Source organism: Aeromonas sp. 600724 (assembly GCF_049175135.1).
Lineage (GTDB): Bacteria > Pseudomonadota > Gammaproteobacteria > Enterobacterales > Aeromonadaceae > Aeromonas > Aeromonas veronii_A.
Window position 1 is genome coordinate 166065 of record NZ_JAAKUM010000002.1, and the last position, 26355, is coordinate 192419.

The following is a 26355-nucleotide window of genomic DNA, read 5'->3' on the forward strand; positions in this document are numbered from 1 at the left end:
AGAGACGACAGGCCGCCGATCTGGCCCGATGGGCTGTTCGGCGGTAATGGGCGCCAGATCGCCCACCACATTTTCAGGGAATATCAGGGGCTGCGGCCCCTCAGGGAGGAAAGATGAGTCAGTCAGAATCAAACAAGGCGTGGCAAGCACGCCGTGAAGCGGCCGTGGTCAACGGCGTCGGCACCCTGCTGCCGGTCTTTATCGACCGTGCGCAAAATGCCGAGCTGTGGGATGTGGAGGGCAACCGCTACATCGACTTTGCCTCCGGCATCGCCGTGCTCAACACCGGCCACAACCACCCGAAGGTGGTGGCGGCGGTGCGCGAGCAGCTGGAAAAATTCAGCCACACCTGCTTTCAGGTCACCCCTTACCCGGGCTATATCGAGCTTGCCGAAAAGCTCAACGCCCTGGTGCCCGGCCCGACCCCGAAACGCACCCTGTTTCTCTCCACCGGTGCCGAGGCAGTCGAGAACGCCATCAAGATCGCCCGCGCCCATACCGGTCGCAGCGGCACCATCGCTTTCAAGGGGGGCTTTCACGGCCGCACCATGATGGGGATGGCGCTCACCGGCAAGGTGGTCCCCTACAAGACCGGCTTTGGCCCCTTCCCGGGTGAGGTCTACCACATCCCCTTCCCCGCCGACTATCTGGGGGTAAGTGAAGAGGATGCCCTGTACGCCCTCGATCTCTGCTTCAGCGCCGACATCGAACCCTCCCGCGTTGCCGCCATCATCATCGAGCCGGTACAGGGAGAAGGGGGCTTCTATCCCGCCTCCCCGAGCTTTATGCAGAAGCTGCGCAGCATCTGCGATCAGCACGGCATTCTGCTCATCTGTGACGAGATCCAGAGCGGCTTCTGCCGCACCGGCAAGACCTTCGCCACCGAGTATGCCGGCATCGAGCCGGACATCATGACCCTGGCCAAGAGTCTAGCGGGGGGCTTCCCGCTCTCTGCAGTAGTCGGCAAGGCAGAGATCATGAACGCCGCCAAGCCGGGGGGCCTGGGTGGCACCTATGCCGGTTCCCCCATTGCCTGCGCCGCCGCGCTGGCGGTGTTGCAGGTGATCGAAGAGGAGCAGCTCAACCAGAAGGCCCAGGCGCAAGGTGAGCAGATCAAGGCGGGACTGGAACGCATAGCCGAGCGTTTTGACTGCATAGGTCAAATTCGTGGACCCGGAGCCATGGTGGCCATGGAACTGGTGAAACAACGTGATGCCAGCCGGCCCGATCCCGACCTAACCAAACGTCTGGTGACCGAGGCGGGCAAGCGCGGTCTGATCCTGCTCTCATGCGGGGTGCGCGCAAATGTCATCCGTTTTCTCGCCCCCCTGACCGCCCCTGCGGCAGTGATTGACGAAGGGTTGCGACTCCTTGAAAAATCGCTGGAGGCCGTGCTGGACTGACCAGCAGGAAAGCAATCGCTAACCTGTGCAAAAAAATGCAGTTTCGCCCCCCTTTTTTACTTGTCAAGGGGGCCCTGCAAATGCACAATGCGCCGCCACTGCAAGGACCGGTATCACCACATCTCACCGGTCCTTTTTTGTGCAGCGAACAAACCCATAAACGAGGCCGGATAACCCCCGGAAAAGATAGCGAGATTGGCAGCAATCTCCCGACACCACATTCTGTGAGGAACAACATGGGGCATCTCTATGCTTTCCTGCCGGCTCTGACCGGCGCGCGCCACCCCGGCGCCCTTGATTCCCGGGCCTCTCTCCCGGTTTCGTTGATGGAGTGTGCCGCCCTGGCACCGCGTGAGGAACAGGCATGATGAACGCCCAACCGGTTGGTCTGAAAAAGACCCTGAAACTGTGGCAGGTCGTGGTCATGGGTCTTGCCTACCTCACTCCCATGGCGGTATTCGATACCTTCGGCATCGTCACCGAAATTACCGAAGGCCATGTGCCGACCGCCTACCTCTTTGCCCTCATCGGCATGTTGTTCACAGCCCTGAGCTACGGCCATCTGGTACGCAAGTTCCCGTCGGCAGGCTCCGCCTATACCTATGCCCAGAAGGTGTTTCACCCCTATGTCGGCTTTATGGTGGGCTGGACCTCCCTGCTCGACTATATGTTCATGCCGATGATCAACATGCTGCTGGCCAAGATCTATCTGCAGGCTCTCTTCCCCGAGGTGGAGCCCTGGACCTATATTTTTGGTCTGGCGGCGGTGATGACCGCCCTTAACCTGCGCGGTATCAAGCTGGTGGCCAACTTCAACAGCCTGATCGTCATCATGCAGTTCAGTATTATCGCCGTCTTCATCGGCCTGATCGCCTGGGGCGTCCACAACGGTGAAGGGTTGGGGACCGTGGCCAGCAGCCGTCCCTTCTTCTCCGAGCAGATCAACATCTCGCCGTTGTTGATGGGTGCCTCCATCCTCTGTCTGTCGTTCCTCGGCTTTGATGCCATCAGCACCCTGTCGGAAGAGACACCGGACGCGGATCGGGTGATCCCCCGCGCCATCGTGCTGACGGCGCTGATCGGCGGTGTGCTGTTTGTCAGCACGTCCTACTTCCTGCAGCTCTACTTCCCGGACATCTCCCGCTTCAAGCAACCGGATGCAGTCCTGCCGGAGATCGCTCTCTATGTCGGTGGCAAACTGTTCCAGGCGGTGGTACTGGTCTGCACTACGGTGGCGGTGCTGGCCTCGGGACTCGCCTCTCACGCCGGGGTGTCGCGCCTGCTTTATGTAATGGGTCGTGATCGCGCTCTGCCGAGTCGCTTCTTCTCCTATGTGCATCCGAAGTGGCAGACCCCGGCATGCAATGTGCTGCTGGTCGGTCTGCTGGCCCTCTCGGCGGTATCGTTCGATCTCGAGATGGCACTGGCACTGATCAACTTTGGCGCCCTGGTGGCCTTCACCTTCGTCAATCTGGCGGTGATTGCCCACTTCTATGTGAAGCTAGGCCGCAACAAGTGTCTCAAGGATCACCTGATGTACCTGCTGCTGCCGCTCTGTGGCGCCGCCTGCATCGGGGTGTTGTGGCTCAATCTGGAACCCGCCTCCTTCGAGCTGGGGCTGATCTGGGCGGCGCTGGGTGCCATCTACCTGTTCCTGCGCCTCACCGTGTTCCGCATCCCGCTACAACCTGCTGACAAGGTGGAGATCGCCCAGTAATCGCGGCTCAACCATACCGCCATACAAAACAAGGAGCCTGCGAGCTCCTTGTTGTTTTTGCGGCGAGCTGGTTGCCAGAAACGCGGTTTCTGCAGGAAGTGTGACTGATTTCAAATAACTACCCAGCCGGACCGCTCGCCGTGCCATGGCCCGAGCCGCGTCGCCTCCTATCATTAGTCACTAATGTGAATGGATATGCAATCACTCTTTTTCCATTTCACCCCCTCCCATCCCCCGCCAGCCGATAAGATCGCTGGACTCGAGCCCGGGGGAACGCCGGCAAATATGATCAGGATCAATGTTGAGGCGCTATGCACCCTGCAGCCCCGATTTGCCGACTTTTCATACGTTACGACAGGGTTCTCTTACCCCCCGAAAAGGGGGGAGCGGCTCGGGGACGGCTGCCGGGGGCGAGTGACCACTTACCCGCCCCCTGCGTATGCAAAAAAATGCGTTAATCCGCCCTTTTTTGCTTGTCAAGGGGGCTGACCGAATGCACAATACGCCGCCAATAAAGGACCGATGTTCACTGCGACATCGGTTTTTCTATTTTGAAGTGCAGTACAAACCCACCACAAGAGGCCGGAACATTTCCGGAAGTGATATTCGAGATTGCCAAACAATCTCCCGACGTTGAGAGGATAACAATGGGGCGTTTTAATGCTTTCCTGCCGGTACAGCCCGGTATGCGCCTCCCCGGCGCCCTTGATGTACAGGCTTGCGAATCCATCGTATCCCTGCGCTCGTTGCAAGCACGTGCTGCGGCACTGATTGAGGAGAAAGCGTAATGGCATCGCAAAACGCCAAGCTGCTCAAGACCCTTACCCTGACACAAGTGATTGTGATGGGTCTGGCCTATCTGACCCCCATGGCTGTCTTCGACACCTTCGCCATCGTCGGTGACATCACCGATGGCCGGGTTGCCACCGCCTATCTGCTGGCTCTGGGTGGCATCCTGCTCACCGCTTTCAGCTACGGACATCTGGTACGCAAGTTCCCCTCTGCGGGCTCTGCCTATACCTATGCCCAGAAGGTGTTCAACCCCTACGTCGGTTTCATGGTCGGCTGGTCATCCCTGCTCGACTACATGTTCATGCCGATGATCAACATCCTGCTGGCCAAGATCTACCTGACCGCCATGTTCCCGGGCGTTGAGCCCTGGGTGTTCATCTTCGGTCTGGTGACCGTGATGACCTTCCTGAACCTGCGTGGCATCAATCTGGTCGCCAACTTCAACGGTCTGATCGTGGTGATCCAGCTGGCCATCATCACCCTCTTTATCGGCCTGATGGCGTGGGGCATCTACCACGGTGAAGGGGCTGGCACCCTGATGAGCAGCCGTCCGTTCCACTTCGAGTCAGCACAGCTGGTACCGCTCTTTACCGGTGCGACCATCCTCTGCTTCTCGTTCCTGGGCTTTGACGGTCTGAGTTCCCTCTCCGAAGAAACTCCGAACGCTGGCAAGGTGATCCCCAAGGCGATCGTGCTGACGGCCCTTATCGGCGGCATCATCTTCGTGGTGGTCTCTTACTGCCTGCAGCTCTACTTCCCGAGCCTCGCCCGCTTCCAGCATCCGGACGCGGTACTGCCGGAGATCGCCCTCTACGTTGGCGGCACCTTCTTCCAGTCCGTGGTGCTGGTCTGCACCACGGTGGCGGTACTGGCCTCCGGCATGGCGGCTCACGCCGGTGTGTCGCGCATCCTCTACGTGATGGGGCGTGACCGCATGATCCCGGAGCGGGTGTTTGGCTACATCCACCCGAAATACCGTACTCCGGCCATCAACGTGCTGATGGTAGGCGGTCTGGCCCTCTCCGCCGTGTCGTTTGATCTGGATACCGCACTGGCGCTGGTCAACTTCGGCGCACTGGTGGCGTTCAGCTTCGTCAACCTGTCGGTGATCGGTCAGTTCTGGGTGCGCGAGAAACGCAACAAGACCCTCAAGGATCACGTCATCTACCTGTTGATGCCGTTGCTCGGCGCCGCCACCATCGGTGCGCTGTGGATCAACCTGGAGCAGAGCTCGCTGGAGCTGGGCCTGATCTGGGCTGGCCTCGGCGCAACCTATCTGTTCCTGCGTCTGGCGGTGTTCCGCATCCCGTTCCGTCAGTACGAAGAAGCAGCTGACGCCTGATCCTTTGCGGATAACGGATAGACAGAAGGGGAGCCATGGCTCCCCTTTTTGCTGCCGGTCTGTGGCCGGTCACACGGGCTTGGGCCCGGTCTGCTTACTGCTTATCCAGTACGGCGGTCGCCGCAGCCTTGAGCGGATCGCGAGCGATGGTCTTGGCATCCTGCTCCGCCTTGTGCAGCTGCTGGTTTGCCTTGTCCATCTTCTGCTGCATACCGTTGCCGCTCTCCTTGAGGTCGGCACGCTTCTCGCCCAGCAGGTCGTTGCGGCCTTTTTGCACCTCGGCTTTCACCTTCTCTTTCTCCTGCTTCACCAGCTTGCTGGTATCACAGTTGCCCTTGACTCCCAGAGTGGCATTCACCGCTTCGTTTTTGAGGGCCTTGTCGAGGTTGCAGTCGGTTTTCAACAGGCTGGCCTGTGCCCCTGCCGAGAGCAGCCCCAGCGACAGAGAGAGGATCCATGCACGCATCATCTTGTTTACTCCTGCTTGCCAATAAAGGGGCGCAGTGTAGCGATCACATTCCGGCTGGCAAGGCGGCAGTGCTTTCGTCCCCCCTTTTGCCACCCCAGAGCCAACCGGCTTGGTCAGCGCCTGTCGCCGCAGTTCGTCGTCATAAAAACATCATCGAAATGTCACGTTGTCATATTTCTGTCATTAACCATTGATTAAATGCGCGGGTCATCAACAACCCAAGACGGAACGACCGTCTCAAGAGGCTTTATGCAACACCATCACTCCTTGTCACAGCCGCCCGCGACCCGCGCCCTGTTCAACTGGATGAGTGTCATCGTACTGGTCTACCTGATCCTGGTTGCCGTGGGCGCCATCTCCCACGGCTTCAAAGATTTCTCCGGCGGCGCCGAGGGCGCAGCCCAGATCTTCGCCTTTGCCAACAACCCCTTTGTCGCCCTGCTGCTGGGTATTCTCGCTACCGCGCTGGTGCAATCCTCCAGCACCGTCACCTCGGTGATCGTCGGTCTGGTGGCTGGCGGCCTGCCCATCAGCATGGCCATCCCCATGGTGATGGGTGCCAACCTCGGCACCACCATCACCAACACCATTGTCTCCATGGGCCATGTGCGGGATCGCGCCGAGTTCCGCCGCGCCTTCGCCGCCGCCACCGTGCACGACTTCTTCAACCTGCTGGCGGTGTTCATCTTCCTGCCGCTGGAACTGATGTTCGGTCTGCTGCAACACAGCGCCGAGTGGCTGGCCAACCTGCTGGTAGGCTCCGCCAACATGTCGATGAAGGGCATGGACTTCATGAAGCCGCTGACCGCACCGGCCCAGCAGCTGATTGACAGCGCCGTTGCCTTCCTGCCGGGCAAGGGTGCCGCCATCGCCACTATCGTCATCGGTATCCTGCTGATCCTCGCCTGCGTCACTTATCTGGGCAAAGTGCTGCAACAGGTACTGGTTGGCCGTGCTAAAGAGGTGCTGCACAAGGCACTGGGCCGTGGCCCGCTGACCGGCATCACCTCCGGTGCGCTGGTGACCATCATGGTGCAATCCTCCTCCACCACCACCAGCCTGATGATCCCGCTGGCCGGCGGCGGCGTGTTCAGCACCCGTCAGCTCTACCCCTTCACCCTGGGGGCCAATATCGGGACCACTATCACCGCCCTGCTGGCTGCCACCGCTATCAGTGGAGCCGGTGCCCAGCTGGCCCTGACCATCGCACTGGTCCACGTGCTGTTCAACCTCTTTGCCGTGGTCATCATCTATGGCATCCCCTTCCTGCGTGACCTGCCGGTACGCGCCGCCGAGGGGCTGGCCCGGGTCGGCAGCGAGAACAAGCTGCTGGCTCTGGGTTATGTGACAGGTCTCTTCTTCGCCCTGCCCGCCCTGATGATGGTGGCCGCCAAGTAAGCGCCGCAGCCATGACGAGGGGCGAGTCACTGACTCGCCCTTTTTGCGTCCAGCTCGCCGGGCTTTGGCTGCCCGCTCACATCCTCCCGCCCTGTGGCTCGCCATCAGGGGCGGTGCGCGATAAGATGGCGCCCTCATTGCACTTTTTACATTTCATGGAACAGGAAAAACCGATGAAATTCATACTGATCGCGCTGCTCATCGCCGGGGTGGCCTACTACTTCTACTCCAGCAGCAACAACAAGAAGCTGGCGGCCGACAACGTGCGGATTGGCGCCGAGTTCCTCGCCAGCAACAAGGACAAACCGCTGGTGACCACCACCGCCTCCGGCCTGCAGTACGAAGTGCTGACCCCCGGCACCGGCACCGTTCACCCCACCGCCACCAGCAAGGTGAAGGTGCACTACGAGGGCAAACTGCTGGACGGCACCGTCTTTGATAGCTCGGTCGCCCGTGGCGAGCCCATCGAGTTTGGCCTCAATCAGGTGATCGCTGGCTGGACCGAAGGGGTGCAGCTGATGGTGGAAGGTGAGAAGACCCGTTTCTACATCCCCGCCAACCTCGCCTACGGCGACCGCGCCGCTGGCAAAATCCCGCCGGGATCCGTCCTGATCTTTGACGTGGAGCTGTTGGGTATCCAGTAACCGCTCCGTCACGCTCCATCAACAACAAGGCCAGCATTATGCTGGCCTTGTTGCTATGGGAACCTCACTCCCCCTTGGCGATCCCTTCCCGGCGCGGATCCGCTGCGCCAAACCAGCCGCCAGCGTTTCGCTCAACCCCCTGCAGGCCGGAAGTTTGTTCATTTAGCACCACCTCGTGTCCCCTCGCCTTCAATCCCTCGACCACCGACATGGGGGTGCGTCCCGCTTCCAGCTCGGTGGGGCCGTTGCGGCTGCCAAAGTTGGGCAGGTTGATGGCCTGTTGCAGGTTCAGGCCCCAATCCTGAGTACCGAGCAGGGTCTTGCCCACATAGTTGATGATGGCGGAGCCCCCCGGCGAGCCCAGCGTCATGGTCAGCTCGCCGCTTGGCTTGTCAAACACCAGCAGGGGTGACATGGAGGAGCGGGGCCGCTTGCCCGGCTCCACCCGGTTTGCCACCGGCAGACCGGCGGCATCCACCGAGGTGAAGGAGAAATCGGTGAGCTGGTTGTTGAGCAGGTAGCCGTTGACCATCTGACGCGATCCGAAACCATCCTCGATGGAGCTGGTCATGGAGATGGCCATCCCCGCCTTGTCGACGATCGAGACATGGCTGGTAGAGGGGAGTTCCGGGGTCGCATCCTTGCCGCGCGCCAGCGCCAGTGGCGGCGTACCGGGCTTGGCAATCCCCATGGAGTGCTGACCGACAAGCTTGCCGCGCTCGGCCAGATAGCCCTTGTCCAACAACCCCTGCACCGGCACGCTGACAAAATCGCTGTCGGCGACGTACTGGTTGCGATCGGCGAAGGCCAGACGCGCAGCTTCGCTGTAGAGGTGGATAGCCTCGCTGGAGGCAGCCAGTCCCCCCTCCTTGGTGGTGATCGGCTTGAAGGCCGCCATATCGCGGCTCTCCAGCATGCCGAAGATCTGGCCGAGTGCCAGGGTGCCGGACGAGGGAGTGGGAAAGCCGCAGATCTTGCTCTGGCGATAGTCAAAGCAGAGGCCATCCCGCAGTTTGGCCTGATAGCTGGCCAGATCGGTGGCCGCCAGAACCCCGGGATTAGTGGGATGCTGACGCACCTTGGCCACCATGGCATCCGCCAGCGGCCCCTGATAGAAGGCATCCGCCCCCTCTGTGGCCAGAGTGCGCAGCACCTTGGCCAGCGCCGGGTTGGTCAGCCGGGTACCCGCCGTTTTGGGGCTGCCATCCGCCTGATAGAAGTAGGCTCGCGCCTGCGGATCCCGTGCCAGATAGGGATCCTTGGCCAGCAAGGTGGCCAGCCGTGGACTAATCACAAATCCTTGTTCTGCCAGCGTGATGGCAGGCTCGAACAGCGCAGCCCAGGGCAGCTTGCCATAACGCTGATGGGCCAGTGCCAGCGCGCGCAGGGTGCCGGGAACGCCGACCGAGCGGCCTCCGACCACCCCGTCATAAAACGCCAGCGGCTTGCCATCTTGCATAAACAGCTGGTCGGTGGCGGCAGCCGGCGCCGTCTCGCGACCATCCACCGCACTCACCTTGCGGCCATCCCACACCAGCAGCAGCGTTCCGCCACCGATCCCGGAGGATTGCGGCTCCACCAGCGTCAATACCAGCTGCACCGCAATGGCGGCATCGACGGCACTGCCACCAGCCTTGATGATCTGGTAGCCCGCATCCACCGCCAGCGGGTTGGCGGCCGCCACCATGAAGTCATGGCCCTGCCAGCCCTGCTTGTCGGTCCAGCCACTGGCCGCCTCCGGCGCAATCAGGGTCTGGGCTGGCGGGGTGTAGTGAAAGCCGTTGTCACTGGCACAACCGGCCAGCAGGGCAAGGGCGACAGCCAGCCCCAGAGGTTTGCGCAACATGACACTCTCCTTGTCTGTTTTATGACCATGAAAAGGGACTATGTCACGATTGGCGCTGGTAGCTCAAGTTATTGAACAAGATCAATATCTTACTCATCTATCAATAATGGCTATCCGTAACAGATATAAAAAAACCGCCCGAAGGCGGTTTTTTTCAATCAGGTAGAGCCAGTTCGCTTAGATGGACTGCTCTTCGCCACCCAGGGCGGCAAACAGCGCCGGGATAAACTGGGACAGCTCGGCGGTGACCAGCGCGAAGTCCGCATCCAGACGGGCGGCCGGATCTTCGCTGGTGACATCGTCGTTCTGCTCGCGCAGCTCTTCGCTGAATTTCAGGCGTTTGATGGAGAGATCATCCCCCAGCACGAAGCTGACGGTCTCGCCCCAGTTGAGGGCCAGCTTGGTCACCAGCTTGTCGTTGGCCAGGTGGTTCTTGATTTCATCCGTCATCAGATCCTGCTGCTTGCAGCGGATGATGCCGCCGTGCTCCATGGCACTGCGCAGCTCGGCTTCGTCTTCCAGAGTGAAGGAGGCTGGCAGATTGCCCTCGTTCAGCCACTCGGTCATGGTGATCTCGGGCGGGTTCTTGAGGGCCACCGGCACCACCGGCAGGGAGCCGATGGATTTGCGCAGCAGCGCCAGCAGATCGTCCGCCTTCTTGGCAGAACCTGCATCCACCACCATTAAATTGTCGGCCGGATTGATCCAGGCGAAGGTCTGGCTGGTACGACTGAAGGCACGGGGCAGCAGGGTGTGGAGGATCTCCTCTTTCAGCGCTTCCTTCTCTTTCTTCTTGAGGGCGCGTCCCTGTTCGAACTCGATCGCTTCTACCTTCTCGGCCAGCATCTCCTTGACCACGGTGCCGGGGAGCATCTTCTCCTCTTTGCGGGCGCAGATGAGGATGTGGCCGGAGGCAGAGTGGGTCAGGGTTGAGCCGAATTTGCCAAGGGGCTTGACCCACCCGAAACGGGAGATGTCCTGACTGCCGCAAGGGGTGAAGGCACAGGCTTCCAGCTGGGTTTCCAGCTGATCCACGGTCAGGTCAAAGGGGCGGGTAAAGCGATAAATCTGCAGGTTTTTAAACCACATGGCGTCCTCGGTCTCTAGATTGTCCGGCGGGCATTGTACTAGAGAGGCGCTTTGTGATCAGCCAATCATTCTCGCTAAATAAAGGGCGATCGACCTCACAGGGTCTCATTTATGTCACCAGTTTGTTCATCAAGTTCTCCTAGACTGCGAAAGTAAATTGTTAATAAGGATGAAGGTATGTTGCGGCCCAGTCGCCCGGAAGACATGGAAGAGATCGTCGAAATCTGGTTGCTGGCCTCCCTGCAGGCCCACGATTTCGTCGATGCCTCCTGCTGGTGGCAGGCCCAAGAGGATCTGCGTACCCGCTATCTCGATCGCGCCGCCATCTGGGTGTTCGAGGAGCGTGGCGATCTGCTCGGTTTCATGGCACTGGTGGACAACTATCTCGCCGCCCTGTTCGTGCGCCCCGACCGTCAGGGCCGCGGCGTTGGCCATGCCCTCTTGCAGGAGGCCAAGCGTCAGGGGGCGTCGCTCCACGCTAGGGTCTTCGTCGAGAACGATCAGGCGGTGCGTTTCTATCGTCGCCACGGTTTCGTCATCAAGGGTGAAGAGTCCGATCCCCTTACCGGCCACCCCCAATACAGGATGTGCTGCGAACCGGCCTGAATCGATGCCAGCCCCCTGTTTTACTTGAAAAAAGCAAGGGGCATCCTCATCTTGTCTCCATCGGGTGCCGCGGGCACCATCCCTGCAACCGGGCTGCTTTCCAATGAAAATCCTCCATACCGCCGACTGGCACCTTGGCCATCAACTTCATGGCCATGACCGCCGTTTTGAACACGATGCCTTTCTCGACTGGCTGAGCGGCACCCTCAAGGCGCGCGAGATCGACGCCCTGCTGGTGGCGGGCGATCTGTTTGATACCGCCAATCCCCCCGCCAGCGCCTGGCAACAGCTCTACCGCTTTCTGGCCAGACTCCGCGCTGAAATGCCCCACCTCAACATGGTGCTGATCGGCGGCAACCACGACTCTCCCTCCAAGCTCGATGCCCCCCACGAGCTGCTGCGGGCCTTTGATCTGCATCTGGTGGGCAGCATCAGTCGCGACAGTGAGGGCAAGCTCGAGGCCGACCGCCTGCTGGTACCGCTGCAAGACAAGGAGGGCAACATTGCCGCCTGGTGCGCCGCCGTGCCGTTCCTGCGCAGCAGCGATCTGCGGGTGGAGCCGTTGGAAGAAGGGCAGGACCGGCTGATCGAAGGGGTACGGCAGGTCTATGCCGAGGTGCTGGCCGAAGGGCGCGCTCGCTGCGGGGAGGATCTGCCACTGATCGCCATGGGCCACGCCTATCTGGCGGCGGGCCAGCTCTCGGAGCTGTCGGAGCGGCGGGTACTTGGCGGCAACCAGCACGCCCTGCCCGCCGAACTCTTTGCCGGTGCAGACTACACGGCGCTCGGCCACCTCCATCTGGCCCAGAGCCCGGCCACTGGGGTGCACTACAGCGGCTCGCCACTACCGCTCTCGCTTGCCGAAGCCAACTACAACCATCAGGTGCTGGAAGTGACCTTTGCAGAGGGGAAACTGACCGGATTGGAGCGGATCCCGGTACCCCGCGCGGTGGAGATGATCCGCCTGCCCCAGAGCAGCCTCGACGACGCACTCAAAGCCATCGCATCGCTCGAGCTGCCTGATTGTCCACAAGAAGCACAGCCTTTCCTCGAAGTACGGCTGCTGCTGCCCAAGCCAGAAGCCCGCATCCGCGAGCGTATTCTGGCGGCCATCGCAGACAAGCCGGTGCGTCTGGCCCGCATCAGCACCCAGTATCAGGGCTCGGGGGAAGGGCTGGCCGATGGTCGCGAGCGGCGCAGGCTCGATGAGCTCTCCCCCACCGAGGTGTTTCGCCTCTGCTATCAGCGCCAGTTTGAAGGGGAGCCCGAGGCTGGGCTGGTTGCCTCGTTTGAAGAGATCCTGGAGCAGGTGAAGGAGTCAAACCAATGAAAATCTTGTCTCTGTCTGGTGAGAATCTGGCCAGTCTGACCGGCACCTTCACCATCGACTTTACCAGGGGGGCGCTCGGCGCTGCCGGCCTGTTTGCCATCACCGGCAATACCGGCGCGGGCAAGAGCACATTGCTCGACGCCATTTGTCTGGCCCTCTACGACGAAATGCCGCGCTTTATCGCCAATCGCAAGAACGTGGCCGAAGTGGGCCGCATGGATGACGAGGAGAAACTCAAGGCCAACGATGTGCGCGGCATCCTCAGCCGCGGTCACGCCAGCGGCTTTGCCGAGGTGCAATTTCGCGGCTGTGATGGCCGCATCTGGCTGGCCCGCTGGGCGGTACGCCGGGCACGCAACCGCTCGGAAGGGCGCTTTCAGGCGCAGGAGCGCACCCTGACCGATGTGGAGTCCGGGCAGGTCTTCTCCGGCAGCAAGCGGGAGCTGCAGGATCGCATCGACGAGCTGGTGGGTCTCTCCTGGGAGCAGTTCCGCCGCGCGGTGATCCTGCCGCAGGGGGAATTTGCCGCCTTCCTCAAATCGGATGCCAACGAGCGCTCCGCCCTGCTCGAACGGATGACCGGCACCGAGCTCTACTCCGCCATCTCCATCCAGACCTATGAGCGGGCGCGGGAGGAGCAGCAGAAGCTGGCCGCCATCACTCAACGCCTCGGCGACGTAGCGCTGATGGACGAAGCGACCCGCGAACAGTGGGTGAGCCAGCAGATAAGCATCTCCACCACCCTCAAGCATGAACAGCAACAACAGCAGCTGATGCAGGACTTGCGCGATCTCAATAGCCGCATTGCCGCCCAGTTGCAGGGCTGCGCCGAGGGACAGGCGGCGCTCGATGCCGCCCTGCAGGCCCACGGCGCCGCGGCCCCCGAGCGCGAGGAGTTTGCCCGTGCCGAACAGGCCCAGGTGGCCCGCGCCGATCACGACGAGCTGGCCCGCCTCACTCTGGAAGTGCAGCAGCAGGAGAAGGTGATCGCCGAGCTGGGGCCGGAGCTTGCCAAACTCGAGGAGCAGACCCAACAGAGCGCGCTGACCGAGCAGCAGCTGCTGGCGGAGAAGATCGCCGCCGAGCGGGAATGGGGTGCCCTGCAACCCGAACTCAAGCGGGCGCAGGAGCTTGATACCCGCCTCCGGGAAAAAGTACAGCAGTTGCAGAAGATCCAGCAGGAGGGGGCGCAAGAGCGAGAAGTGCAGCTCACCCTCGAGCAGGGCTGGCGCGAGCAGAGCAGACAGGTGGAACTGCTCAAGCAGCAGCACCAGCAGTGGGGACTTTGGCTCGAAGAGCACAAGGAGCTGGCACCGGTTGCCCGCCAGTGGCAGCCCCTGCTCACTGCCATGCAGGATTGGGCAGAGGATGCCGACAAGCTGCAGCAACTGCTCACCCTGCGGGATCACAAGCTGCGCGCCCTGCAACAGTTGCAGCGCCAACTGGAGCAAGGTCAGCAGGAGCGCGACTACTGGCAACATGAACAAGCTCGGCTGCAACAGCAACAGAACGAGCTGCAGGAGCAGCAGTGGGAGAGCCGCCTCGCCAAAGCGCAGGAGCAGTGGCAGCAACAGACCGAACAGCTGGGCCAGCTGCGCCAGCTGCTGGAGCTGGCCGATTACGGCCGCAACCACGGCGAGCAGCATACCCGCCTGCAACAGGAGATTGCCCAGCTGGAGCAGGCCCTTGGCAAGCTCGCCACCCTCGGCGAAGAGCTGGCCCCCGCCCGCGAGCGGCTCGCCCTGCAGCGGGATGAGGCGCGCCACGCGCTGGAGCAGTCCCGCGCCATCGCCAGCTTCGAGCAGTATCGCCATATCCTGAGCGATGGCGAACCTTGCCCGCTGTGCGGTTCCGTGGAGCACCCCTACAGCCAGAGCCAGCCCCAGGTGGCGGGGATCCTAGGTCAGCTGGCGGAGCGGGTCAGAAGCCTCGAACTCGAATGGGAGCGGCTCAATCATCAATACATCCAGTGCGAGAGCGAGCGTCAGGAGCTGGCCCGCCAGCTGGCGGTGCGCCAGCAACATCTGCCGGAGCTGGAAACCCGCGCCGAGCAGCTGACCCAGCGCTGGCAACAGCTGGGGGGCGATACCCTGCTCGGCCATTCGCTGCCGCTGCGCCAAAGCCCCATTGAGTGGAACGAGCTGATGAGCACCCTGCTTGGCCGTGGCCAGGCGCTGGAGCAGGGGTTGGCCCAGAGCCAGCAGCTGCTGCGTCAGGCCCAGCTTGGCCAACAACAGCTGCAAGGGGTGCGTCAACAACTGAGCCAACTGGCTGCCCAGCACCAGCAGTTTGACCAGCAGTGGCAGGAGGCCGATCGCCAGCGCATCGCGCTGGAAGGGGAAGTAAAGGGGATGGGCGAGCAGGAGGCGACCCTGCGCCAGCGCCTTGAGCAAGGCGCCCACCGCCTCGACGAGCAGATGGGCGGCCAACCGTGGCGCCAGTGGCTCGGCAGCCAGCAGTGGCACGAGTGGCAGCGAGCCTGCGAGGCCTGGCTGCACGGCCAGAGCGAGTGGGAGCGTCTGGCCAGCGAGATCGCCAGCCTCACCCCCGCCCTGAGCGCGCAGGAGGCACGCCTGCAGACTCAGCGCGAGCTGCTGCACAAACTCGAGCGGGACTACAAGGAGCACGAACAGCAACGGCAGGGGCTGCTCACCAGCCGCAGCGGTTGTCTCGGTGGCGAGGAGATCCCGCTGGTCGAGAGCCGCTGGCAACAGCGTCTGCAACAACTCGCCAGCGAACTGGAGCTGATGCAAAGTGGCGCCCGCGCTCTGCGGGAGCGGCAGACCGAGCTCAAAACCCGCCTCACCCATGTGGAGCAGGAAAAGCAGACCAGCAGCCGCCGCAAGCGGGAGGTGCTGGGCCGCTGGGCCGCCCACGCCAGCACCCTTGGCATTGCCGAGTACGACCTGCGCCGCCTGCTCGCCATCACCCCCGATGAACTCAAGGCTCGCCGCTCTGCTCTGCAAGGGTTGGAAGATGCCCTTGGCGAGGCGCGCACCCGCCTTGCCGAGCGGCAACGGGCGCTGGCACTGGAGGAGAGCAAGCGGGATCGCTATCGCGAGCACCACCCCGAGCTGGCCGCCCTGCCGGATGCAGAGCTGAGCGATCAACTGGCGGCACTCGATGCCCGTTGTCGCGCCCTTGAAGAGCAGCTGTTCGAGTGCAAGAGCAAACTGGCACAGGCCGAAGCCGCCGCTCTCAAGGCGGGTAGCCTGCAACAGGAGTTGGCCGCCCAGCAGACAGTGGCCGACCACTGGCAGCAGCTGTGCGATCTGATCGGGCAAGCCAACGGCGCCAAGTTCCGCACCTTCGCCCAGAGCCTCACCCTCGAGCGTCTGCTGCTGGAGGCCAACGCCCAGCTCGCCGAGCTATCACCGCGCTACCGGCTGGAGCGGGTACCCGGCACCGATCTGGCGCTACAAGTGGTGGATCTCGACATGGGGGACGAGGTGCGTTCGGTGGACTCCCTCTCCGGTGGCGAGAGTTTCCTGGTATCGCTGGCGCTGGCGCTGGCCCTCTCCAGCCTCTCGTCACGGCAGACCCAGGTCGAGTCGCTGTTTATTGACGAAGGGTTTGGCACGCTCGATCCAGACAGTCTGGATCTGGCGCTCGCCAGCCTCGACTCCCTGCAGGCCGCCGGTCGCCAGATCGGGGTCATCTCCCACGTTCAGACGCTTGTAGAGCGGATTGGCGTGCAGATCAGAGTCGAAGCCCTCGGCGGCGGCGAGAGCCGGGTAGTGGTTCCCTGAGAGCCTTCGGCTCAATCACCACTACCATCGGTCCACCACGCCGTAAATAACAAGACCCCGCCAATTGGCGGGGTCTTGTTGAGAGGCTATCAGCCGAAGCGGTAGGCGCCCATATAGAGGCTGCCGCCATCCCAGCTTTCGTGCAGCCGGGTGGGCGCCACACCGTCGGCCGCCCCCAACGCCACAAAGAGCGGGCGCAGGTGGTCGTCGTGGGGATGGGACTCCACCGCACCGGGAGCCTGCTGGCGATAGTCGAGCAGCGCCAGCCGATCCTCGTCGGCCATCTTCTGCTCCAGCCAGTCGACAAACTGGCTGGCCCACTCCGGCACCGGCGAGCCTTCCGGTGCCAGCGCCCGCAGGTTGTGGGTGATGGCGCCTGAGGCGAGGATGCCAATCCCCTGACTGCGCAACGCCCCCAACACCTCTCCCAACTGCCACAACTGGGCCGGGGTGAAGCTGGCGGGAATGGAGATCTGCACCAGCGGGATCTCGCTGTTTGGGTCGATCAGGGAGAGCGGCGACCAGACCCCGTGATCCAGCTCGCGCCGCACCGGGGTGGCGGTCAGTCCGGCCAGTGCCAGCTGGTCGCTCACCCCTTGTTGCAGCCACTCGGGGCTGCTGGCAGGCCAGCGCATCCGGTAGAGGGGCTCGGGGAAGCCATAGAAGTCGTACATCAAGGCCGGTTTGGGCTCGACGTTGATCTGTAGCTCGCGGCTGAACCAGTGGGCGGAGATGACCACCAGCCCCTTGAGCTCACCCAGACGCAGGGTTCGCAGAAAGCGGGTGGCGGGTTGCTCACGCAGCACCAGATCCGGTGCGCCGTGGGAGATAAACCAGACAGGGGCGAGGGACATAAAGCAGACTCCAACAAAGTATCAGGGGGCGATACCGGAGGGGATATCGCTGTTGGAATCGATTATCCTCCCGCCATGAAAGGTGGACAATCCAGCAAGATAGATAAGAACTATCAACCAATGGTTGATAATTTCACGCTTTCACGACCGGTAAGCAGCAATAGATATCAAGGCTGCGACGCTTCCGGCTGCAGTCGGACTGCGCGAAGCGCCATCCGGGTCGCTGCACTGTGATCCTGCCACTCTCGCCACGCCAATCCCTCGGCGGCCACCTCCCCTTTCACCGGATGGGAGAAAATCGCCAGCAGTCGCGCATTATCAGGCCAGTAGCGGGCTGGCAGTGTCTGAACCAGCAGCAGGGCGGCGCCCAGCAAGAGCAGAGCCCATCCGGTTTCATGGCTGTTTTTCATCTCGGCCTCCTTCACCCGTGCGCCAATGAACTAACATTTTTGCGCAAGCCGGTGACAAGACGGTGACAGCGGACGGGTGGTCATTTTACAACATCTGAACCTCAACCCGGCCAAACAACCACAGATGGCAACATTTGTATCCCTTCAGCCCGAACCTGTGGCCGTATGCTCTAAAATGTGACTCACAGGAAAACGTTATCCCTGAAAAGAAAACGTTATCTGGTCAAAACGTTGTTTCTGGATCATAAAAAGATTCCAAAAACTGGTGTATATTGCTCGGCGGAAATTCCTTAACCATGAAGATTGACATGAAAAAGACCAAAATTGTCTGCACCATCGGTCCGAAGACCGAATCCAAAGAAATGCTGGCCAAAATGCTGGACGCCGGCATGAACGTCATGCGCCTGAACTTCTCCCACGGTGACTACGCCGAGCACGGCAGCCGCATCAGCAACCTGCGCGCTGTAATGGCCGAGACCGGCAAGCACGCAGCTATCCTGCTGGACACCAAGGGTCCGGAAATCCGTACCATGAAGCTGGAAGGCGGCAACGACGTCGCGCTGGTCGCTGGCCAGACTTTCACCTTCACCACCGACCAGACCGTGGTTGGCAACAAAGACAAAGTGGCTGTGACCTATGCAGGTTTCGCCAACGATCTGCGCGTCGGCAACCGCATTCTGGTTGATGACGGCCTGATCGGTCTGGACGTTATCGAAATCACCGAGCGCGAAGTTATCTGTAAAGTGCTGAACAACGGTGACCTGGGCGAGAACAAAGGCGTTAACCTGCCGGGCGTCTCCATCAAGCTGCCGGCCCTGGCCGAGAAAGACAAGCGCGACCTGATCTTCGGTTGCGAGCAAGGCGTTGATTTCGTTGCTGCTTCTTTCATCCGCAAGAAAGAAGACGTTCTGGAAATCCGTGAGCACCTGAAAGCCCACGGTGGCGAGAACATCCAGATCATCTCCAAGATCGAAAACCAGGAAGGTCTGGACAACTTCGACGAGATCCTGGCTGTTTCCGACGGCATCATGGTTGCTCGTGGCGACATGGGTGTAGAGATCCCGGTTGAAGAAGTTATCTTCGCCCAGAAGATGATCATCGCCAAGTGCAACAAAGCCCGCAAAGTGGTTATCACTGCCACCCAGATGCTGGACTCCATGATCAAGAACCCGCGTCCGACCCGCGCCGAAGCTGGTGACGTGGCCAACGCCATCCTGGACGGTACCGACGCAGTCATGCTGTCCGGTGAATCCGCCAAGGGTAAGTACCCGCTGGAAGCCGTGACCATCATGGCCACCATCTGCGAGCGTACCGATGCCGTGATGCCGTCCAACCTGTCTGCTGCAAACGACAGCAACAAGCTGCGCATCACCGAAGCCGTATGTAAAGGCGCCGTAGAGACCTCCGAGAAGCTGGACGCCCCGCTGATCGTGGTTGCTACCGAAGGCGGCAAATCTGCCAAGGCCATTCGCAAGTACTTCCCGAAAGCCTGGATCCTGGCTATCACCACCAACAAGAAAACTGCTGCCCAGCTGGTTCTGACCAAGGGTGTGGTTGCTCACGTGGTTGACAGCATCGCCTCTACCGACGATTTCTATCGCATCGGTAAAGAAGCCGCGCTGGAAATCGGCATGGGTCTGAAAGGTGACGTGGTTGTGATGGTCTCCGGTGCTCTGGTACCGAGCGGCACCACCAACACCGCTTCTGTTCACGTTCTTTAATCAGAGCTGAACGAGTTGAAAACGGCGCCTGCGGGCGCCGTTTTTTTTGTCCCTCCCCCCTGCTTACCTGACAAGCCCGGTGTTAGAATCCACGCGAATTTAATCTATGCGGGAAATCTCCCGAATATCGCGTAATAACCCGGAAGTTATATGCCCTCAATACGTTTTAAAAGAGTCTCGGCCACCCTGTTGCCGCTGCTCTGTCTCCTCGCCAGCCTCTGCGTCCCGCAAGCCATGGCGCAAGATGTCCCCTCTCGCAACGCAGTTCAGCGAGCGCTGGATGGTCTGGGTAAATCAGAGACCCTGACCGTCAGTCAGCAAGCAGATCAGAAGTTGCTGACCGAAACCCTCGGCCTGCTCGACAACATCGACAAGGAGGAGGCGAAGGCCAAGACCCAGGCCCAGCGGATCCGCAACCTGCCCACCGAACTCAGAGAGATCAGCGCCAAGCTCGATGCCCTGACCAAGGGCAAAAGTGCAGAGCAGATCAAGAGCGAATACGCCAGCATGAGTCTGGCAGAACTCGACAGCCGTCAGCCGGAAGTGCTGGCCAACATGCAGGCGGCCCAGGAGGCCCTCGGCGCCATCGGCAGCCAGCTCACCAGCTTGCAGACACTGCCGGAGCGAGCCCAGGCCAGCATGAGCCGTGCCTACCAGCGCAGTCAGGAGATCCGCAGCCGCCTCAACGCAGGTGAAAGCGTCTCCAGCGCCGAGAAGATGAAGCTCGGTGCCGAGCTGGCCCTGCTCGACCTGCAACTGGCCCACCTGCAAAAGGAGCTGGATAACCGTACCAGCATGCAGGATCTGGCGATCAAGCAGCGCGACTACCAGAGCGCCCGTCTCGCCAGCGAAGAGCAGAAACTGCAGCTGTTGCAGGATCAGAGCAGCGCCAAGCGCCTCGGCGACACCGAAAAAACCGCCGAGCAGACCGGTGAACTGGTGGCGACCGAAGACAGCCCGCTGGTGCAAAAAGAGCAGGAGCTCAACCACCAGCTCAGCCAGCAGCTGATCGGTGCCACTACCAGCCTCAACTCGCTGGTCCAGAAAAACCTGCAAGCCAAGAGCTGGCTGGAGCGCGGCATCCAGACCGAGCGCAACCTCAATGAACAGGTGCAGATGCTCAAGGGCAATCTGCTGCTGTCGCGCATCCTCTATCAGCTCTATCAGCAGCTGGAGGCGGCCCCCACCATCGCCGTCAAAAACCTGGAAGAGCAGATCGCCGATCTCCATCTGGCCCAGTTTGAACTGAGCCAGCAGCGTGACCAGCTGTTCCAGAAGAACCTCTATCTGGACAATCTGATCGCCGGCAGCAAGGATCCGGTGAGCGAGGAGGACAAAGAGAGCCTTGCCAAGCTGCTCGACACCCGCATCAATCTGCTCGATCAGCTCAACCGCCAGCTCGACAGCCAGCTCACCAACGCCATCAGCCTGCAGCTGACCCAGCAGCAGCTGGCGCGGGTCTATGCCTCTATCGAATTTACCCTGCAGCAACACATCTTCTGGGTAAGCAGCAACAAGCCCATCGACAGCAAGTGGTTTATCAGCTGGCCCGCCCAGGCCTACAAACAGGCCTCCGACTGGGTATTGAAACCGGACTGGAAACGCTGGCGCGAAGAGCTGCTGGGGATCTCCCTGCTCGCCTTCCCGCTGCTGCTGATCGGCGGCCTGCTGGTCTGGAAACGTCCGGCGCTGGTTGAGCGCGAGAAGAAGATCACCAAGGACCTTGGCCGTTTCCGTCAGGACAGCCAGTGGCACACCCCGCGCGCCCTGCTCTATACCGTGCTGCAACGCCTGCCGGGCAGCATGTTCATTCTCGCTGGCGGTCTGCTGCTCACCTACTGCGGTCTGCTCAGTCCCAAGCTGATGTTCCAAATCACCCTGAACCTCGCCCTCGGCTATCTGGTGTTCAGCGTCTATCTGGCGGTGATGCGCCCGGGTGGCATCGCCGAAACCCACTTCCGGATCCCGAAAGCGGAGCTGCAGGCCAAGCGCAACAGCATGCGCTACATCTGGTTGCCACTGCTGCCGCTCATCATGCTCGCAACCAAGGCGGTGGTTGAACCCTCCACCCTGGGCAACGACGTGATCGGTCAGGCTATGACCCTGACCCTGCTGGGGCTGGCCGCCTATCTGGTGTTCCCCATCTCCCGCGCCCGCATCAAGGGCGAGGCGAGCATGCAGAAGTCGCTGATCGCCATCGCCCTGGCGCTGGCGCCGGTGGCGCTGATCGTGCTGGCGGTGCTCGGTTACTACTACACCGCGCTGAAGCTCACCGGTCGCCTGATCGAATCCTTCTACCTCATCATCATCTGGAGCCTGGTCTACCGCACCGCCCTGCGTGGTCTGGAGCTGGCAGCACGTCGTCTGGCCTACCGCCGTGCGGTGGCCAAGCGTGAGCACAAATCTTCGGAAGATGCGGAAGGGGGCGAATCCATCGAAGAGCAGCCCATGGATCTGGAGGATGTCAGCCAGCAGTCCCTGCGTCTGACCCGTACCGTGCTGATGCTGATCTTCGGCGTCGCCTTCTACTGGCTCTGGTCCGATCTGGTCGCGGTCTTCTCCTACCTCGACAGCATGGTGCTGTGGCACCGCAGCGAAGGCACTGGCGCCAACGCCGTGCTGTTCCCCATCAGCCTGAGTGACGTGCTGATCGGCTTCCTGCTGCTCGGCGGTGCCTGGTCACTGGCGCGCAACCTGCCGGGCTTGCTGGAGGTGCTGGTGCTCTCCAAGCTCAACCTGGCTCAGGGGACCGCCTACGCCATCACCACCATGCTCAACTACGTACTGATCGGCTTTGGCTCCCTCACCGCTCTCTCCATGATGGGCGTGCAGTGGGACAAGCTGCAGTGGGTAGCGGGTGGTCTGTCAGTCGGTATCGGTTTCGGCATGAAGGAGATCCTCTCCAACTTCGTCTCCGGCATCATCATCCTGTTCGAGCGTCCGGTGCGGATCGGTGACACCGTCACCATCGGCTCCTTCTCCGGTACCGTCTCGCGGATCCGCATTCGCGCCACCACCCTGACCGACTTCGACCGCAAAGAGGTGATCATCCCCAACCAGCAGCTGATGACAGAACGGCTCATCAACTGGTCGCTGAGTGACACCGTCACCCGGGTGATCGTGCGGGTGGGCGTGGCGTACGGCTCGGATCTGGAGCTGACCCGCACCCTGCTCAAACAGGCGGCCGACGAAAACAGCCGGGTGCTGAAAGACCCAGCCCCCATCGTCTACTTCCTCACCTTTGGCGCCAGCACTCTGGATCACGAGCTGCGCTTCTTCGTGAGCGAACTGGGTGATCGCAACCCGGCGGTAGACGAGTTGAACCGCAAGATCGACCAGCTGTTCCGCGAGAACGGCATCGAGATCGCCTTCAACCAGATGGATGTCTACATCAAGAACATGCAGGGCGAAGAGCAGAAGGTGGAGTCCAACTCCGCCGCTCTGCCACCTCCCGCGGAAGATGGCAAGCAGCCAGCCTGATAGCGAACTGCACTGATCTGATGACAACAGCCGCTCACCCAGGTGAGCGGCTTTTTTATGTTCCCGTTGCTACGATCGTCCCCTCAGGCAACCACCGGAGAGTGATAAATGAGTTTACCCGCTGCGGTCTCTCACCTAATGTAGGCTGACGAACGGGAGAGCAGGGAGCCGCGTTTTCGCCCATGGATGACCAACAACTAGAGCACATTCTGTTTCGCTCCTTTGATGTGATCCCGCTCCCAATCCTGGTGTCCGAGTCGACAGCCAGCCAGGGTCATATGTCACTCGACCGGATCCCCCTGCGTCGCCATCTCTTCCTCAACAGGGCCTTTCGCGAACAGCTGGGCTATGAGCTGCAGGATCTGCCGGACATGGAGAGTTGGTTTCACCTCGCCTATCCCGATGAGAGCTATCGCAACTCGGTAATTCAGGCCTGGCATAACCAGATAGAGCAGAGCCTGCACCATGGGCTGGAGGTCGCCGAAATGCCTGCGCTGATCCGCTGCAAGAGCGGTCAGTCGCGCTGGTTTATCGTCACTGCCCAGCTGGGGGCAGATGCCATCCCGGATAGCCATATCGTCACCTTTCGCGATATCCACGACCTGCAATGCATGGTAGAAGAGGTGAGCCGCCTCTCCTGCACCGATCCCCTAACCGAACTGACCAACCGGCGTGGCGCACAGCAACAGCTGCAGGCTCTCTGGTTGCAGGGCCAGCCCCTCTCGGTAGTACTGGGAGATATCGATCATTTCAAGCAGGTCAATGACCGCTACGGCCACCCTGCGGGCGATGCCGCGCTCTGCGCCGTCGCCCACGCCATGGCGGGCCAGCTGTTGCCGGGGGAGAGTTTGGCCCGTTGGGGCGGGGAGGAGTTCCTGCTGATCCTGCCAGACTGCAGCATTGAACAGGCAGCACGGCGCGCCGAACAACTGCGCCAGCATGTCAGTACCACCCGCTTGCCATGGCAAGGAAAACAGATCGCGCTAACCATCAGTCTGGGGTGTGCCAGCATGAAGGGTCAGGAGAGCATCGACTATCTGCTGATGATGGCAGACCGGGCCCTTTATCAGGCGAAGGAGCAGGGACGTAACCGGGTGGTCATCTCGGCACAATAGCCTGATAGCCAGAAAGGGAAGCTCGCACGCAACCATAAAAAAACCGAAGCACCAGGCTTCGGTTTTTTACTGCGGCAACTGGCATAGGCCAGCCGACCATTACTTCTTGATGCGGATAACCGGAGTCTCGCCCACAGTCACGGCACCAGTCATCTTCACCAGCTCTTTGATCTCGTCCATGTTGGAGATGACCACCGGAGTCAGGGTAGATTTGGCTTTTGCTTCCAGAACGGCCAGATCGAATTCGATGATGGTATCACCGCGCTTGACCTGCTGGCCTTCCTGAGCGATACGCTTGAAGCCTTCGCCTTTCAGTTCAACGGTGTCGATACCGAAGTGAACGAACAGCTCGATACCAGAGTCGGACTCCAGAGAGAACGCATGGTTGGTCTCGAAGATTTTTCCGATGGTGCCATCGCACGGAGCAACCATCTTGTTGCCAGCCGGCTTGATGGCGATACCGTCACCCACGATCTTCTCGGCGAAGACAACGTCAGGCACATCTTCGATCGGCACGATTTCGCCAGACAGCGGAGCGAAGATTTCGATGCCGCCGGTATCAGCGCTATCGTCGGACACCAGTTTCTTCAGTTTGTCGAACAGACCCATAGTAAAAGCTCCTAGAGATGATTTGTCGCTGTTTGCAGCCGATCTTAGCAGACTGCCTTCTGCTTGATAAAGTTATCTACGCACGCTTCGATTTCAGCAGCGGTGGCAAAGCTCAATGCCTGGTCAGCCATTGCCTTCACATCTTCGAAGCTGGTGTTGCGGATAAGCTTCTTGATACGCGGTACAGAGATGGCGCTCATGGAGAACTCATCCAGACCCATACCCAGCAGCAGCAGGGTGGCGCGCTCGTCACCAGCCAGTTCACCACACATACCGGTCCACTTGCCTTCGGCGTGGGACGCATCGATAACCATCTTGATCAGGGTCAGGACGGAGGGTGACAGCGGGTTGTACATAGCGGAGATCATCTCGTTACCGCGATCGACAGCCAGGGTGTACTGGGTCAGGTCGTTGGTACCGATACTGAAGAAATCCACTTCCTTGGCCAGATGATGAGCCATCACGGCAGCGGCCGGGGTCTCGATCATGATACCCACTTCGATGGATTCATCAAAGGCTTTGCCTTCAGCACGCAGTTCGGCTTTCAGCGTCTCCACGGTAGCTTTCAGGCTACGGAACTCTTCGACAGAGATGATCATCGGGAACATGATGCGCAGTTTGCCGAAGGCAGACGCACGCAGAATGGCCCGCAGCTGAGCGTGCATGATGTCTTCGCGGTCGAAGAAAATACGCACGGCACGCCAGCCCAGGAAGGGGTTCATCTCTTTCGGGAAATTCATGTACGGCAGCTCTTTGTCGCCGCCAATGTCCATGGTACGCACGATGATCGGCTGATCCGGCATCGCTTCGGCCACTTCTTTGTAGGCTTTGAACTGCTCGTCTTCGGTCGGCAGCGCGTCACGGTCCATGAACAGGAACTCGGTACGGTACAGACCCACGCCTTCGGCGCCATTGCGGATGGCACCTTCGGTATCCTTGACGGTACCGATGTTGGCGCACACTTCGACCTGGTGACCATCCAGCGTGATGGCAGGCAGATCTTTCAGCTTGGCCAGCTCATCTTTCTCGGCCTGGAACTGAGCCTGGAACTTCTTGGCTTCGTTCAGCTGTTCAGCGGTCGGATTGATGATGATCTGGTTATTGATCGCATCCAGCACCAGCATGTCACCGTTCTTGACGCGCTCGGTGATGTCGTTGGTGCCTACCACGGCCGGCAGCTCCAGGGAGCGGGCCATGATGGAGGTGTGAGAGGTACGGCCACCGATATCGGTGACGAAACCCAGCACATATTTCAGGTTGATCTGAGCGGTTTCAGACGGGGTCAGGTCTTTGGCGACCAGGATCACCTCTTCGTCGATGGTGCTCAGGTTGACAACGGCGATGCCCAGCACGTTCTTCACCAGACGGGTACCGATGTCACGGAAGTCGGTAGCGCGCTCGCGCAGATAGGGGTCATCCAGCTCGGCCATCATCTTGGCGTACTGCTCGATCACCTCATAGATGGCTTTGTCGGCGGATGCCTTGTTCTCTTTGATGAAGGATTTGATATCCCCTTCCAGCTCCTCATCTTCGAGCAACATGATGTGGCCTTCGAAGATGGCCTCTTTTTCCTCACCGAAGGTGCGACCGGCCATCTCTTTGATGGCTTCCAGCTGGGCAGCTGACTTGGTACGAGCTTCGAGGAAACGGTTGATCTCGCCATCAATCTGATCAGCAGAGATTTTGCCCTGATTGATAACGATTTCATCTTCTTTAAGAAGAAGCGCCTTACCGAATGCGATACCGGGGGACGCAAGAATGCCAGATATCATAATCCTTCC

Annotated in this window: 19 protein-coding genes; 12 read left to right on the top strand and 7 right to left on the bottom strand. The window is 60.7% G+C overall.

The features are described 5' to 3' along the window. Positions 1-113 precede the first annotated feature (113 nt). From gabT to G5168_RS02975, 4 genes are all read left to right on the top strand, one after another. Complete coding sequence (gene gabT, locus G5168_RS02960) at positions 114-1403, top strand: 4-aminobutyrate--2-oxoglutarate transaminase (RefSeq protein WP_421249331.1); 1290 nt, start codon at positions 114-116, stop codon at positions 1401-1403. A 367-nt stretch (positions 1404-1770) separates the two neighbouring features. Beyond that, a complete protein-coding gene (locus tag G5168_RS02965) occupies positions 1771-3120 on the top strand; it encodes an APC family permease (RefSeq protein ID WP_227343014.1) in 1350 nt (449 codons plus the stop codon). Positions 3121-3767: 647 nt separating this feature from the next. Continuing rightward, positions 3768-3908 carry a hypothetical protein gene (locus G5168_RS02970; protein ID WP_005338239.1) on the top strand — a complete coding sequence of 47 codons (141 nt, stop codon included), beginning with the start codon at positions 3768-3770 and terminating at the stop codon, positions 3906-3908. Next, entirely contained in the window at positions 3908-5254 is a 1347-nt protein-coding gene (locus G5168_RS02975) for an APC family permease (protein WP_021230506.1), read from the top strand. The genes G5168_RS02970 and G5168_RS02975 overlap by 1 nt, the downstream gene beginning before the upstream one ends. 94 nt (positions 5255-5348) lie before the next feature. On the opposite strand, the gene G5168_RS02980 is transcribed toward G5168_RS02975, so the two are convergent. After that, positions 5349-5723: a hypothetical protein gene (locus G5168_RS02980; RefSeq protein ID WP_005359057.1), complete on the bottom strand. Its 375-nt coding sequence runs from the start codon at positions 5721-5723 to the stop codon at positions 5349-5351. Between the two features lie 249 nt (positions 5724-5972). On the opposite strand from G5168_RS02980, the gene G5168_RS02985 reads away from it, so the two are divergent. Together G5168_RS02985 and G5168_RS02990 are read left to right on the top strand one after the other, a co-directional pair. After that, on the top strand, positions 5973-7121 hold the full coding sequence (locus G5168_RS02985; protein WP_005359054.1) for a sodium:phosphate symporter: 1149 nt from the start codon (positions 5973-5975) through the stop codon (positions 7119-7121). Positions 7122-7294: 173 nt separating this feature from the next. After that, positions 7295-7765: an FKBP-type peptidyl-prolyl cis-trans isomerase gene (locus tag G5168_RS02990; protein WP_005338245.1), complete on the top strand. Its 471-nt coding sequence runs from the start codon at positions 7295-7297 to the stop codon at positions 7763-7765. A 64-nt stretch (positions 7766-7829) separates the two neighbouring features. Here G5168_RS02990 and ggt read toward each other — a convergent pair whose 3' ends face one another. Together ggt and rdgC are read right to left on the bottom strand one after the other, a co-directional pair. After that, positions 7830-9611, bottom strand: coding sequence for a gamma-glutamyltransferase (gene ggt / locus G5168_RS02995; RefSeq protein ID WP_421251821.1), 1782 nt, complete (start codon positions 9609-9611; stop codon positions 7830-7832). Between the two features lie 177 nt (positions 9612-9788). After that, positions 9789-10700, bottom strand: a complete 912-nt coding sequence (rdgC, locus tag G5168_RS03000) for a recombination-associated protein RdgC (protein ID WP_005347467.1) — start codon at positions 10698-10700, stop codon at positions 9789-9791. A 177-nt stretch (positions 10701-10877) separates the two neighbouring features. On the opposite strand from rdgC, the gene G5168_RS03005 reads away from it, so the two are divergent. The 3 genes from G5168_RS03005 (at position 10878) to G5168_RS03015 (ending at position 16385) form a co-directional block, all read left to right on the top strand. Further along, a complete protein-coding gene (locus G5168_RS03005; protein ID WP_421231085.1) occupies positions 10878-11306 on the top strand; it encodes a GNAT family N-acetyltransferase in 429 nt (142 codons plus the stop codon). Positions 11307-11409: 103 nt separating this feature from the next. Continuing rightward, the gene (locus tag G5168_RS03010) at positions 11410-12636 is read left to right on the top strand and encodes an exonuclease SbcCD subunit D C-terminal domain-containing protein (RefSeq protein ID WP_421251822.1); all 1227 of its coding nucleotides are present in this window, start codon (positions 11410-11412) and stop codon (positions 12634-12636) included. Next, positions 12633-16385, top strand: a complete 3753-nt coding sequence (locus tag G5168_RS03015; protein WP_421251823.1) for an AAA family ATPase — start codon at positions 12633-12635, stop codon at positions 16383-16385. The genes G5168_RS03010 and G5168_RS03015 overlap by 4 nt, the downstream gene beginning before the upstream one ends. 89 nt (positions 16386-16474) lie before the next feature. Here the strand turns inward: G5168_RS03015 and G5168_RS03020 are convergent, their stop codons facing one another. Both G5168_RS03020 and G5168_RS03025 read right to left on the bottom strand, forming a co-directional pair. After that, a complete protein-coding gene (locus tag G5168_RS03020) occupies positions 16475-17239 on the bottom strand; it encodes a DODA-type extradiol aromatic ring-opening family dioxygenase (RefSeq protein WP_040065863.1) in 765 nt (254 codons plus the stop codon). Between the two features lie 167 nt (positions 17240-17406). Beyond that, a complete protein-coding gene (locus G5168_RS03025) occupies positions 17407-17649 on the bottom strand; it encodes a hypothetical protein (RefSeq protein WP_227342253.1) in 243 nt (80 codons plus the stop codon). Between the two features lie 308 nt (positions 17650-17957). Here G5168_RS03025 and pykF point away from each other — a divergent pair, with 308 nt between their 5' ends. The 3 genes from pykF to G5168_RS03040 all read left to right on the top strand — a co-directional run bounded on the left by pykF (position 17958) and on the right by G5168_RS03040 (position 23965). Next, the gene (gene pykF / locus G5168_RS03030; protein ID WP_031227651.1) at positions 17958-19370 is read left to right on the top strand and encodes a pyruvate kinase PykF; all 1413 of its coding nucleotides are present in this window, start codon (positions 17958-17960) and stop codon (positions 19368-19370) included. Positions 19371-19520: 150 nt separating this feature from the next. Then, positions 19521-22850 (top strand): mechanosensitive channel MscK, encoded by a 3330-nt coding sequence (gene mscK, locus G5168_RS03035; RefSeq protein ID WP_227342251.1) that lies wholly within the window; start codon positions 19521-19523, stop codon positions 22848-22850. A gap of 182 nt (positions 22851-23032) precedes the next feature. Beyond that, positions 23033-23965, top strand: a complete 933-nt coding sequence (locus G5168_RS03040) for a GGDEF domain-containing protein (RefSeq protein WP_227342250.1) — start codon at positions 23033-23035, stop codon at positions 23963-23965. A gap of 99 nt (positions 23966-24064) precedes the next feature. Here the strand turns inward: G5168_RS03040 and crr are convergent, their stop codons facing one another. Further along, positions 24065-24574: a PTS glucose transporter subunit IIA gene (gene crr, locus G5168_RS03045; protein WP_216953167.1), complete on the bottom strand. Its 510-nt coding sequence runs from the start codon at positions 24572-24574 to the stop codon at positions 24065-24067. A 44-nt stretch (positions 24575-24618) separates the two neighbouring features. After that, a complete protein-coding gene (gene ptsI, locus G5168_RS03050) occupies positions 24619-26346 on the bottom strand; it encodes a phosphoenolpyruvate-protein phosphotransferase PtsI (protein ID WP_216953166.1) in 1728 nt (575 codons plus the stop codon). Between the last annotated feature and the right edge of the window lie 9 nt (positions 26347-26355).

Excerpts from the sequence above, each read along its gene's own strand:
- G5168_RS03005 (WP_421231085.1), top strand. The coding sequence starts at position 10,878 with ATGTTGCGGCCCAGTCGCCCGGAAGACATGGAAGAGATCGTCGAAATC.
- G5168_RS02990 (WP_005338245.1), top strand. The coding sequence starts at position 7,295 with ATGAAATTCATACTGATCGCGCTGCTCATCGCCGGGGTGGCCTACTAC.
- ggt (WP_421251821.1), bottom strand. The coding sequence starts at position 9,611 with ATGTTGCGCAAACCTCTGGGGCTGGCTGTCGCCCTTGCCCTGCTGGCC.
- G5168_RS02965 (WP_227343014.1), top strand. The coding sequence starts at position 1,771 with ATGAACGCCCAACCGGTTGGTCTGAAAAAGACCCTGAAACTGTGGCAG.
- G5168_RS03010 (WP_421251822.1), top strand. The coding sequence starts at position 11,410 with ATGAAAATCCTCCATACCGCCGACTGGCACCTTGGCCATCAACTTCAT.
- G5168_RS03025 (WP_227342253.1), bottom strand. The coding sequence starts at position 17,649 with ATGAAAAACAGCCATGAAACCGGATGGGCTCTGCTCTTGCTGGGCGCC.
- G5168_RS02970 (WP_005338239.1), top strand. The coding sequence starts at position 3,768 with ATGGGGCGTTTTAATGCTTTCCTGCCGGTACAGCCCGGTATGCGCCTC.
- G5168_RS02980 (WP_005359057.1), bottom strand. The coding sequence starts at position 5,723 with ATGATGCGTGCATGGATCCTCTCTCTGTCGCTGGGGCTGCTCTCGGCA.
- G5168_RS03040 (WP_227342250.1), top strand. The coding sequence starts at position 23,033 with ATGGATGACCAACAACTAGAGCACATTCTGTTTCGCTCCTTTGATGTG.
- ptsI (WP_216953166.1), bottom strand. The coding sequence starts at position 26,346 with ATGATATCTGGCATTCTTGCGTCCCCCGGTATCGCATTCGGTAAGGCG.
- G5168_RS03015 (WP_421251823.1), top strand. The coding sequence starts at position 12,633 with ATGAAAATCTTGTCTCTGTCTGGTGAGAATCTGGCCAGTCTGACCGGC.
- pykF (WP_031227651.1), top strand. The coding sequence starts at position 17,958 with ATGAAAAAGACCAAAATTGTCTGCACCATCGGTCCGAAGACCGAATCC.
- G5168_RS02975 (WP_021230506.1), top strand. The coding sequence starts at position 3,908 with ATGGCATCGCAAAACGCCAAGCTGCTCAAGACCCTTACCCTGACACAA.
- gabT (WP_421249331.1), top strand. The coding sequence starts at position 114 with ATGAGTCAGTCAGAATCAAACAAGGCGTGGCAAGCACGCCGTGAAGCG.
- G5168_RS02985 (WP_005359054.1), top strand. The coding sequence starts at position 5,973 with ATGCAACACCATCACTCCTTGTCACAGCCGCCCGCGACCCGCGCCCTG.
- crr (WP_216953167.1), bottom strand. The coding sequence starts at position 24,574 with ATGGGTCTGTTCGACAAACTGAAGAAACTGGTGTCCGACGATAGCGCT.
- mscK (WP_227342251.1), top strand. The coding sequence starts at position 19,521 with ATGCCCTCAATACGTTTTAAAAGAGTCTCGGCCACCCTGTTGCCGCTG.
- G5168_RS03020 (WP_040065863.1), bottom strand. The coding sequence starts at position 17,239 with ATGTCCCTCGCCCCTGTCTGGTTTATCTCCCACGGCGCACCGGATCTG.
- rdgC (WP_005347467.1), bottom strand. The coding sequence starts at position 10,700 with ATGTGGTTTAAAAACCTGCAGATTTATCGCTTTACCCGCCCCTTTGAC.